General features: G+C 61.1%; 5 protein-coding genes and 1 pseudogene. 3 read left to right on the forward strand and 3 right to left on the reverse strand.

What is annotated here, in order from left to right:
- Window positions 1-6,096: dermonecrotic toxin domain-containing protein (locus GIW79_RS28640; RefSeq protein WP_236477460.1), on the reverse strand; the 6,096-nt coding region annotated here is incomplete at its 3' end.
- A gap of 158 nt (window positions 6,097-6,254) precedes the next feature.
- Here GIW79_RS28640 and GIW79_RS28645 point away from each other — a divergent pair.
- The 3 genes from GIW79_RS28645 to GIW79_RS28655 all read left to right on the forward strand — a co-directional run bounded on the left by GIW79_RS28645 (window position 6,255) and on the right by GIW79_RS28655 (window position 11,151).
- Window positions 6,255-7,523 (forward strand): Hsp70 family protein, encoded by a 1,269-nt coding sequence (locus GIW79_RS28645; RefSeq protein WP_034126391.1) that lies wholly within the window; start codon window positions 6,255-6,257, stop codon window positions 7,521-7,523.
- Window positions 7,524-8,037: 514 nt separating this feature from the next.
- A complete protein-coding gene (macA, locus tag GIW79_RS28650) occupies window positions 8,038-9,189 on the forward strand; it encodes a macrolide transporter subunit MacA (RefSeq protein WP_034127384.1) in 1,152 nt (383 codons plus the stop codon).
- Between the two features lie 3 nt (window positions 9,190-9,192).
- Window positions 9,193-11,151 carry a MacB family efflux pump subunit gene (locus GIW79_RS28655; RefSeq protein ID WP_057974884.1) on the forward strand — a complete coding sequence of 653 codons (1,959 nt, stop codon included), beginning with the start codon at window positions 9,193-9,195 and terminating at the stop codon, window positions 11,149-11,151.
- Between the two features lie 119 nt (window positions 11,152-11,270).
- Here GIW79_RS28655 and GIW79_RS28660 read toward each other — a convergent pair.
- Together GIW79_RS28660 and GIW79_RS28665 are read right to left on the reverse strand one after the other, a co-directional pair.
- Window positions 11,271-11,435 (reverse strand): annotated as a pseudogene (locus GIW79_RS28660) (helix-turn-helix transcriptional regulator); the annotation flags it as partial.
- 68 nt (window positions 11,436-11,503) lie between these two features.
- Window positions 11,504-11,677, reverse strand: coding sequence for a hypothetical protein (locus GIW79_RS28665; RefSeq protein WP_236455388.1), 174 nt, complete (start codon window positions 11,675-11,677; stop codon window positions 11,504-11,506).
- Between the last annotated feature and the right edge of the window lie 56 nt (window positions 11,678-11,733).

An 11,733-nucleotide genomic window follows, 5' to 3' on the forward strand; every position in this document is an offset into this window, starting at 1 on the left:
CTTCCAGACCCCATGGATATCGGGCTTGGCTACCACCCCACTGCTGACCAGCGCCAACGGGTTCTGGGGTGCCTGCACCCGCAAGATGTAATGCTCGCCATCGCCCGCATCCGGCATGCTCGCGACAAAATACTGTTTGCCGTTGAAATCGATGGCTTTAGCCTCAGACAGTTGCAGCTCCTGACCCACAGGCTCCACCAACACTTCAAGGCTCGCAGTGGGCATCAACGCCTGCGCCACTTCATCGCGGGACAGGGTTTGAATCAGCTGTGCTTCTTCGATTGCAAACTGCCCCTGCAGTGCTTCGGCCTCACCGTCGAACACCGCCTTGGAGATTGCACCGGACTCGAAATCGCGCAACAACGCATTCATTTGTTCGTGATGGGGTTGGTTCTGCGCCTCGAACCGCGAGCGGTATTTGTTCGCGATGTAGTCTTGCCAGAATTCCCTGGCGAGCATGGCTTGAAACTCATGCACCGAATTATCCAGGCCGATCACCTTATCGTACGCAGCATCCAGCATCGCCTGGCTGACGTTGCCGAAACGAATGAACCTGGTCTGCTGCGCCTGGCCAGGCAAGTCAAGCCGCTCTTTAAGGCCGTAACGATAGGCCAGCCTGATTTCCACTTCTTCCAGAGCCCTTAGAGCGTCAGCCTTCTGCGTCGCCGTCAGGTCTTCGCGGCTATTGATCGCAGTCCGGCGCTGGTCGATATCCGTAAGGGCGATCTTTTCCACTTCCTCCAGACGGAACAAGCCCCTGGACAGCTTCACCAGCGCGGCGCCCTGAGTCGAATCCAACGCCTGGGCCTTGGCATTGCTGGTCATCAGCAGGATTTCCAGATTACCGAAGGTCAACGCGGCACGGTCGCAACACGTCGCCTGGCCCGCCCATTCGAACATCTCCTTGCGCAGCTGCTCCGACTCGGCGCTGTGGCTGGCAATCGCGTCGATCACCTCCCACACCCGCTGCTGCACATCCTCATATTCAGCGGGCGCCACGTTCAGGTCTCTGAGCATGTCGAAAAAACCGTCCGAGCCTGGCAGTGCACGCAGGGTGGACCATTGGCTTTGGCGCTGGGCAAGCTGCTGCGTTGACAACCCTCTGGCCCAGCGCTGAAACGGCGCTGAGTCGCCAGTAACGGCCTGCGGCACAGTCACCTCCAGAGTGCTGCGCACCAACCTGTTGGCCGCTCGCTCCGGGTCGGTAAGCCGACGGTTGTAATCGGCGATTCGCGCCTGAGTTTCGGCGGACAAGGGGTTCAGGCCCAGGTCAGTGACGCTGGTTACCCGCAGGGATTGCGCCAACGCCTCGTCCGAGGGGGCAATCAGCGCATCGGGCAGCGTTGAAATCCGACTGCCCCTCAGGTACACCGCATCCAGGCTGGGCTGCGCCCCCAGCCCGGTGGGAAAGGTTTCAATATGGGTATTGCCCATCCCCAGCGAACGCAAATCCGTCATCTGGCTGAAATCCGGCGCGATATCAAGGGGGTTTGAATTGAGGATCAAGGCTCTGAGGGTGCTGCGCGACGCCAGCATCGCAGCCGACTCCGGGTTCAGGCGTATCTGGTTATTTTGCAACGACAGCCGGGTCAGGCCATGCATCTGCCCCAGCGCCGGCGGCAACTCGCGCAACTGGTTGCGCGACATGTCCAGCCAGCGTACGCCCTGATGGCGAGCGAGGAACCCCTCAGGCGAAGTACTGAGGTTCATGTTGCTCAGCTTGAGTGAGCCTACGTGGCTGAAGTCCGCATCCAGGTCGGGCAGGCTTGGCAGCGTCAGGCCGCTGAGGTCCAGCTCCAGGCCGAAGGGCTCGCCGTCGTTGGTGAGCTGTTGCGGGGTTTCACGGCGCCAGCAGCGCATGATGCGGTTGTGCGCCAGGTTGCGATCACGCAGTGACGCAGCATCGGTGGCGCGCTCCCCCACGCGCACATAGCGCTGGCGCTCGCCGCCGCCTGAAAATGCCCACGCGTTCAACTGCCTGAGCAGCACAGAAAACTCCTGCCAGCGCCGGTCCAGCTCGGTATCGGCGCCTTCGCCCCAGCTCCAGACAAGCTCCCGGGCCTTTTGCAGGGAATACTCGGGGTACATGTGCTGCACCATTTCCAGGCGTGGATTTCTGCTGTCAAAGGCGCCATCGAGAGCGCCTGACACAAGGTCGGGGCGTGACTGGTTCACGTCCTGCCAATACTTATCGAATGTTTCCCAGTAATCGTGTGGGAAGCGATTGCCATCAAGCAAGGTGACGTTATTGATCCGCACGATCGTTTCCAGTTGATCTGCCGGCGGAACAAGATTGTCCTGCGGTACCTGCAGCAGTCGATTGTGACGTAAGTCGACGCGCTCCAACCCAGTCTGCGTCCTCAACCCCGAAGGCCAACGCTCGATTCGGGTGAAAGATAGATTCAGCGCTCTTAAATGCGGCATACCGCCGAAATCAGGCAATGTACCCAGCGGATTTTCCGAAAGATCCAGCACTTGCAAGGCATCCAGAGCGCTCAAGCTTGCCGCGCTACGCTCGCTCAGTTTCAGTTCATTGGAGGGCAGTTTCAACGACGTGAGCTGCTTCATATCGCCGATCACCGCCGGCAACTCGACCAACTCGGCGCCAGTCATGCTCAGGCTCTTGATATGCGTGAAATTTTCGAGGAACAACGAGCTGGAGTGCCCCTTCCATGTGAGCCCCGATAACGCCACTTCCTGGACATGACTGAAGTCGGCCTTCAGCGGCGGCAAATCCACCCAACGAATCTCGTCTTTTGAACGACGGATATTCAACTGGCTTCCGGTCTCGCGACGCCAGCAGCGTTTGATTGCATCACTCACACGCCATTCGGCGCTGTAGTACGCCAGGGCATGTGGCCCTCTGGAGCGAGCCCACGCTTTCAAGGATTTTTTCAGGTGGTGGTATTCCAGCTCACGACTGGCCAACCCGCCTGGGACATCTTCGCCCAGCGACTGAATAAACGCTGTGACTTGCTCCTCAGTGAATGATGGATACAACCGGCGTACCCGCTCTGCTGGAGAGCGCAGCACATTAGCCGCCACCCTTGCCATATGCCGAAAGCCCGGAGCGCCGCCCATCAAGCGGACCATCGGATCGTACTCGGGCTTGCGCAGCGGTTGGTCCTCCAGCACCGTGCGCAACGCCTGGCGCGAAAGAGGGCTGCGTTGAATCGCCTGCTTCAATTCGACCGCGCTGCCCAACCCGAGACGCTGACGCTCATCGGGCGCGAGTTGCTCCCAGATGGCGCTGTAGAAATCGCCGGGCATGGTTGCCTGGAACTCACCGCTGTCCAGCAGTATCAGGCTGCGCTTGTGCGGGAAGTCGGGGGAGCCGATGGCATCCATCAGCGTGCCCTCCGCCGAATACTGACGCAACTCCACCCGCGAGCCACGGTGCCAGCCCGGCAGTGTTTCCAGGGTGCGCAAGGCCAGGCGCTGACTGTCGAGGTGGGTCTGAGTGTCCAGGTGCAGCCCTTCGTAGGCGCGCGCCACGCGGGTTTCCTGCGCGCACCATTGAGCCTGCGTGGCCAACCGGTCAGGCAGGCGCCCGCTGCTGCGAAAAGCGGTCAGCTCATCCACAGCAGCGCCTTGCAGCAAGCGTTCGGCGGCCAGCGTCGGCAAGGCCGGGTAGGCATCCAGCACGCGCTGCACATCGGCGTCAGGCGTTGGGTTCAACGCACGGTAACGCTCCTCCAGCAGCGGTCCCTTGAGGCTATCAACGGCATCGCCAAGGTACTGGCGCAGCTTGGCGGCGCGAACGTCCAGCGACTCTTCGGGACTGCCGGGGAATTCCTTGAGCTGCGGGTCGACGCCTTGCAAGGTGTACAGCAACTCCCTGAGTAAACGGCCCTGGGCCATGGCGGTCTCGGTCAACACCATCACGCGCTTGGGCAATAAGGGCGACGCATCGGCGCTTTCCCACACGACCTCGCCCGTTGGGCCGATGACTTTCAGCGCTACGCCATCAGGCAGCAGGCCGCGGCGTTGAAGCAGGTCAAACTGCAGTGCCGGTTCGGCCTTCTGGTAGACCAGCGGGTCACTGCTTTTGATTTGCTCGACAAAGGTAGTCAGTTGCTGATGCAGCTCGAAGCGCTTGATGGTGTCGTCAAGCAACAGCGGCAAGGGTTCATGATCGACCGCAACCTGGCGCAGAGCGTCAGTTTCGACGCCGCTGATACGCAACGGATCCGCCTGCTCGATCAGCCCGAGGCGCTTGATCAAGGTGGGCTCGTCCCAGGTCAGCGGTTCTTCCAGCTCATGGGTCCACACCCCGTTATGGTTGTGTTCCAACTCCGGCGCGTAGGCGTCGGGGCGAGTCGGGTGCTGAATACGGTACTGGCCGCTCGGGTCTTGCTTGACCTGGTAATGCGTATCCTCAAACGACACCCATTGCTGACCGGCATGATCGTACAGGCCCAACGTATTGGGCTTGACCTCTGGCGCCGGTTTGGTGGTAGAGGCATAGGGCCTGAGGTCGGGGTTCCACAGTACCTGCTTGCCCGTGGGCAGCGTCACCGGTTTGAGGTGATCCACTGCGCTTTGCCATTTGACGGCGGGCAGCACCTTGGACCCGGTGGCGATGAACGCTACGTTCAGGGCTACCGATGCAAAATGCGCCCACATCTGGCGGGGCTCGCCTTGATCGTAGGCCTCGATGCCTTCAAACACTTCGTAGCACATCTGCGATGCGCCCACGGCCAACATGATCGGGCCGAGCCCCGGCACCACGAACGCGGCGAGATTGAATACGCTGACGGCCGCCTCGAAAAAGCCTTCCAGGCGTTCGAGCCGGGCCTTGCGGTCCTCATCCTCGGTGGGCACGGCCACTGCGCGTGCATCGCTCAAGATCTTGCTGATATGCGCTTGGCGACTGCGCTGCCACAGCTCACCGGCAAGGGCGAACTCTTGCATAGGCAAGCGCGCCAACGGCGTGCGCAACGGGTAGTCCGCGCCGCCATTGCCGTTACTGGCAGGCTGGTACAGACGGTTGAACCGGGTGAAGAACCCGCCTTGTTCGCGCACCGGCACAAAGCGGCTGAAGAAGCGCCGGTACGATGCGCTGTGCAGACGGGTACGCAAGTCGGCCATGAATTCGCCACTGGACGCATACTCCTTGAGGGGCTGTTGCGGGTCGCCGGGGATGTACACCACCAGAGGCTCGGGGCGGTTGGTGTTTTGCCGATCAGGGCCGATCAGCAGCGGCCCCACCAATACGCTGTCGAACACGTTGAGCGCGGTGTATGTCACAGGCTTCCCGGCCAGTTTCGGCGTGGCGGAGCCCGTGACCACATTCTGGAGCATCTGGCAGGCGTCGGCACTGAGCGGTCCGGTGCTTTGCAACCGGGCAATATCGATGCACAGTGCCAACTGCTCGCGTTGATGCTCTTCCAACAGCTGTTCAAGCGCCTGGCGTTCATCCGCGTCCTGGGGCTCTACAATGGCCTTGATATGCGCCTGATAAAGCGCGCCAAGGTCCAATGTGCGGCAAAGCCTGGCGAAAGCATGGGGCGTGATCGCCACCGCCTGTGCCTGGACGGCCGCGAAGGTCGCAATGATGTGGGGGTTTTCTAGGTTGAAGGTGGTGATCAGTTGGCAATCGGTGCACGACGACGGCTGCTCTTCATCGGCCTCGAAATTGGCCAGGGCTGCTTCCAACAGGGAAATGCCGCGATACCTGTAGCTCAGTGACGGGTCGTTTTGCTGCTCGAAAACAAAGGCACCGTAGAAGTCATCGCGAGCACCTTTTGAGCCGTATTTGCGCACGAAAAATACATTGCGCACATCCAGTTCCAGGTTGAATTCTTTCTTGATCGCCTCTTTGAGCGGCTGTTCGGCGAAGGCCAGGACGTCTTCAATCTGGCCCAGGTGCTCTTCAATTGCATTGAGCGTTTCGCGAAAGCGCGTGTGCCGGACAGCCAGAGTGGTTTTGTCTTGGTGAGTGGCGGCCAGGTACCAGGCAGGAATATCCATCTCGTGCGTGCCTAGCTCTTGCTGGCGTTGCGGCGAGCCTTCCATGAACCAGTTCGGCACGCGTTGTTTGAGAAAGTCGTAATGCACGCCGCGCAGGTCGGCGTTGAAGGTTGCATCAGGCATAGCGATTCGTCCGTGAGGGCAGTAAAACCCGAGCCTAACCAAGCCCCTGCCGGTTCAAGACGTAGCTATATAGCGCGAATTTACGGATCGCCGGTCTACGCATCCGCTCGCGAGTGACATACACTGCGCGGCCGTTTTTTGCCCGGAACCTGTAAGACATGAAAAACGAATCTCCAGCCCGTGCCTGCGGCATCGACTTCGGCACGTCCAACTCCACCGTCGGCTGGATCCGCCCCGGCGAGGAGACGCTGATCGCGCTGGAGGACGACAAGATCACCCTGCCGTCAGTGGTGTTCTTCAACTTCGAGGAGCGCCGGCCGGTATATGGTCGCCTGGCGCTGCACGAATACCTGGAGAACTACGAAGGCCGCCTGATGCGCTCGCTCAAGAGCCTGCTGGGTTCCAAGCTGATCAAGCACGACACCAGCGTGCTCGGCACTGCCATGCCCTTCACCGACCTGCTGGCACTGTTTATCGGCCAACTCAAGAGCCGCGCCGAAGCCAACGCCGGTCGTGAATTCGAAGAAGTGGTACTGGGCCGCCCGGTATTCTTCGTCGATGACGACCCGATGGCCGACCAGGAAGCGGAAAACACCCTGGTGGATGTGGCGCGCAAAATCGGCTTCAAGGACATCTCGTTCCAGTACGAACCGATTGCAGCGGCGTTCGACTATGAGTCGACCATCGAGAAAGAAGAGCTGGTGTTGATCGTCGATATCGGCGGTGGTACCTCCGACTTCTCCCTGGTGCGCCTGTCGCCGGATCGTCGTCACAACGACAATCGCCAGAGCGACATCCTCGCCACCGGCGGCGTGCACATCGGCGGTACCGACTTCGACAAACAGCTCAGCCTGCAAGGCATGATGCCGCTGTTCGGCTACGGCAGCCGCATGAAGAGCGGCGCCTACATGCCCACCAGCCACCACATGAACCTGGCCACCTGGCACACCATCAACTCGGTGTACTCGCAAAAATCCCAGCTGGCCCTGGGCAGCATGCGCTACGACATCGAAGACACCGGCGGCATCGACCGCCTGTTCAAACTGATCGAACAGCGCGCCGGGCACTGGCTTGCCATGGAAGTGGAAGAAACCAAGATCCAGCTCACCCATCAAGACAGCCGCCACGTGCCGCTGGACCGCATCGAAGCGGGCCTGAGCGTAGACCTGAGCCGCGCACTGTTCGAGTCGTCCATCGACAGCTTGCTGGAACGTGTACGCGGCAGCGTCACGCAGTTGCTCAACGACGCCTCGGTGAGCGTGGCGCAGGTGGACACGGTGTTCTTTACCGGCGGCTCCAGCGGCATCCCGGCGCTGCGCCACAGCATCTCTGCAATGCTGCCGAATGCGCGGCATGTGGAAGGCAATATCTTCGGCAGCATTGGCAGTGGTTTGGCGATTGAGGCGAGCAAGCGCTACGGCAGCTGAGTTTCAGCTGAAACCGTGGCGCGCCCACTTGACGGTAACCACGATGCGAAGCGAGCCGCTTTTGATCTTGATCTGCTTTTGATCTTAGGCGCCCCGTTAAACCACGCTGGCCGGAATTCGACAGGGATTTGGGGGGTAAACCGGCAGGGATGCCGGTTTAGCCGCCCCGCGCCATGGATGGCGCGTGGCGGCGGCCCCCCAAATCACTGGCGGATTACGGGCACACCGAGCCTGGGCGAGGTGCCGAGTGGTGGGGCAAGAGCGTTTTGCTTACTTTTGCGCTTTTCAAAAGTGAGCCGCTGTAAGAGCGGAACCCTAGGTGGCCGTTACCGCAGGAATGGATATGTACGCATTCCAACCCAACTAAATGGTCGACCAGAAGGCCGCCATCGCAGGCAAGCCAGCTCCCACATTTGGACCGGGGAGCGTCAGGTAGACAGGGGTCGGCTGTCAGGTCTTTACCCAGGCCAGCGTCAGCGCGCAACCATATTTGTACTCAATCAAGAAGCCAACCATGCAAACGTCTAAATTCCGCAAAATCGGCATTCTGGCTTCAGTGGCCGTCGCAATCGGCCTGGCCATCTACACCGTAAACGCCCCCGCCGACGCCCCCCAATACCTCACCGCGACCGCCGAACGCGGCGATATCGAAAACGCGGTATTGGCCACCGGCCTGCTCGAAGGCGTCAAACAAGTCGACGTCGGCGCCCAGGTCTCTGGCCAGCTCAAGTCGCTGAAAGTCAAAGTCGGCGACAAGGTAAAGAAGGGCCAATGGCTGGCTGAAATCGACCCCTTGATCCTGCAGAACACCCTGCGCAAAGCCCAGGTCGATGAAGAAAACCTCCAGGCCCAACGCCGGGCGACAGCCGCGCAGCTCAAGCAGGCCAAGTCTGTATATGAACGCTACAAAGGCTTGCAGGCCGATGAGTCGGTGTCGCGCCAGGATTTCGAAGACGCCGAATCGACCTACCAGGTGCAGCAGGCCAACCTGCTGTCCCTGGACGCACAGATCAAAAGCGCGCACATCGAGATCGACACCGCCAAGGTCAACCTGGCCTATACCCGCATCAACGCGCCCATCGACGGCGACGTGGTGGGTATAGTCACCCAGGAAGGCCAGACCGTGATCGCCAGCCAGTTGGCGCCCGTGCTGCTCAAGCTGGCAGACCTGGACACCATGACCGTCAAGGCCCAAGTGTCGGAAGCGGATGTGATTCATATCAGCCCCGGCCAGCAGGTGTACTTCACCATTCTCGGCGAGGCGGACAAGCGCTATTACGCCAAGCTGCGCGGCACCGAGCCGGCGCCGCAGAACTTCCTGGAAACCCAGACCGCCGGCACGCCGAAGCAAAACACCGCGGTGTTTTACAACGCGTTGTTCGACGTGCCCAACCCAGAGCACCGCCTGCGCATCGCCATGACCGCCCAAGTGCGCATCGTGCTCGACACCGCCCAGGCCGCGCTGATAGTGCCCGTGGCGGCGCTGGGCGTGCGCAATGCCGATGGCCGCTACGAAGTGCGGGTGCTGGATGCCAAGGGCAAGGCGGTCGCCCGCACGGTGAAGACCGGTATCAATAACAACGTCAAGGTGCAGATCCTGGACGGCCTGGCCGAGGGCGACACCGTGGTGATCGGCGATGCTACACCTGCCGTGGCGGGGAGTTGATTCATGACCCAGCCTCTGTTGGAACTCAAGGGCATCACCCGCAGCTTCATGGCCGGCGAGCGTGAGTTCATCGCGCTCAAGGGCATCGATCTGACCATCCATGCCGGGGAAATGCTGGCGATCATCGGCGCCTCCGGTTCGGGTAAGTCGACCCTGATGAACATCCTCGGTGGCCTGGATTACGCCACCGCCGGCAGCTACAAGATCAATGGCATCGAAACCCGCTCCCTGGGCGATGAGCAACTGGCAGAGCTGCGGCGCGATTACTTCGGGTTTATCTTCCAGCGTTACCATTTGCTCGCGCACCTGAGCGCTTTGCACAACGTGGAGATGCCGGCGATCTACGCCGGCACCCCGCAAAGCCAGCGCCATAGCCGCGCCGGGGAATTGCTGGCACGCCTGGGCCTGTCGGGCCACACCAGCCATCGGCCCAGCCAGCTGTCCGGCGGGCAACAGCAGCGGGTGAGTATCGCGCGGGCCTTGATGAATGGCGGTGAAGTAATCCTGGCCGACGAACCCACCGGCGCCCTCGACACCCACAGCGGCAAGGAGGTGATGCGCATCCTCGCCGAACTGCACGCGGCGGGGCACACGGTGATTATCGTCACCCACGACCCCAAGGTCGCGGCGAACGCCCAGCGCATTGTCGAGGTGTGTGATGGCGAGATCATCAGCGACAAGGCCAACGACAGCGTCGGCCTGGAATTGCCCGTCGAGGCGCCGGTCGAGCCCCGACGCAGCGGGGCGCGGCGTCTGGTGGCGAGCCTGGGGCTGTTCAAGGAAGCGTTCAACATGGCGTGGGTGGCGCTGATTTCCCACCGCATGCGCACCTTGCTGACCATGCTCGGGATTGTCATCGGCATCACCTCGGTGGTGTCGATTTCGGCCATCGGCGAAGGCGCCAAGCGCTATGTGCTCAAGGACATCCAGGCGATCGGCAGCAACACCATCGATATCTTTTCCGGCACCAGCTTTGGCGACAGTCGAGCCTCGGCGATCCAGACGCTGATGCCCTCGGATGTGGACGCGCTGAACCAGCTGTATTACGTCGACAGCGCCACGCCGGTGGTGGGCCGCAACCTGATGCTGCGCTTTGGCAACATCGACGTGGATGCACAGGTCAATGGTGTCAGTGACCGCTACTTCAAGGTCAAGGGCCTCAAGCTTGAAGCCGGCATTACCTTCAGCGAAAGCGATGCGCGGCGCCAGGCCCAGGTGGTGGTGATCGACCACAATACTCGCCAGCGCCTGTTCGGGCCCAACATCGACCCGCTGGGCCAGGTGATCCTGATAGGCAACCTGCCGTGCACGGTGATCGGCGTGACGGCGGACAATAAAAACATGTTCGCCGCCAGCAAGGCCCTGAACGTGTGGGTGCCGTACGAAACCGCAGCGGGCCGTCTGCTGGGCCAGCGTCATCTGGACAGCATCACCGTGCGCATCAAGGACGGCCAGCCGAGCAAGGTGGTGGAAGACAACGTCAATAAGCTCATGCTGCAACGCCACGGCACCAAGGATTTTTTCACCAACAACCTCGACAGCATCATGCAGACGGTGCAGAAAACCAGCCGCTCCCTCGCGCTGTTGCTGTCATTGATTGCGGTGATTTCTTTGCTGGTGGGCGGTATTGGTGTGATGAATATCATGCTGGTGTCGGTCACCGAGCGCACCCGTGAAATCGGGATTCGCATGGCGGTGGGGGCGCGGCAATCGGATATTCGCCAACAGTTTCTAGTGGAGGCGGTGATGGTGTGCCTGATCGGCGGGATCATCGGGATCTCCTTGTCCTACGCCATCGGCTACCTGTTTTCGCTGTTTGTGAAGGAGTGGGAGATGGTGTTTTCGGTGGGCTCGATCATTACCGCGTTTGCCTGTTCGACGTTGATCGGCATTGTGTTTGGTTTTGTACCGGCGCGGAATGCGGCGCGGTTGGACCCCATAGAGGCACTGGCCCGGGACTGACCTGAGGGAGCTGCTGATCGTTCCCACGCTCTGCGTGGGAACGCCGCCATGGACGCTCTGCGTCCACGGTGACGCAGAGCGTCACGGGATCCATTCCCACGCGGAGCGTGGGAACGATCTTAGTCTTCGGTCGAGTACATCCACCGCAACAACGAGTGCCGTCCGCTGATCCCCAACTTGATCGCCGCACGCTTGAGGTAGCTTTCGATGGTGTTGACCTTCAACGCCAATTGCTCGGCCAGCTCCGGCGCGGTGCGCCCGGCCAGCAGGCCTACGCACACTTGTTGATCGTTCCCACGCTCTGCGTGGGAACGCCGCCATGGACGCTCTGCGTCCACAGTGACGCAGAGCGTCACGGGATCCATTCCCACGCGGAGCGTGGGAACGATCTTAACGCCAGTTGCTCGGCCAACTCCGGCGCGGTGCGCCCGGCCAGCAGGCCTACGCACACTTGTTGATCGTTCCCACGCTCTGCGTGGGAACGCCGCCATGGACGCTCTGCGTCCACGGTGACGCAGAGCGTCACGGGATCCATTCCCACGCGGAGCGTGGGAACGATCTTAGTCTTCGGTCGAGTACATC

It is taken from the genome of Pseudomonas sp. PA-7-1E (genome assembly GCF_021605325.1).
Taxonomy (GTDB): Bacteria; Pseudomonadota; Gammaproteobacteria; order Pseudomonadales; family Pseudomonadaceae; genus Aquipseudomonas; species Aquipseudomonas fluorescens_BV.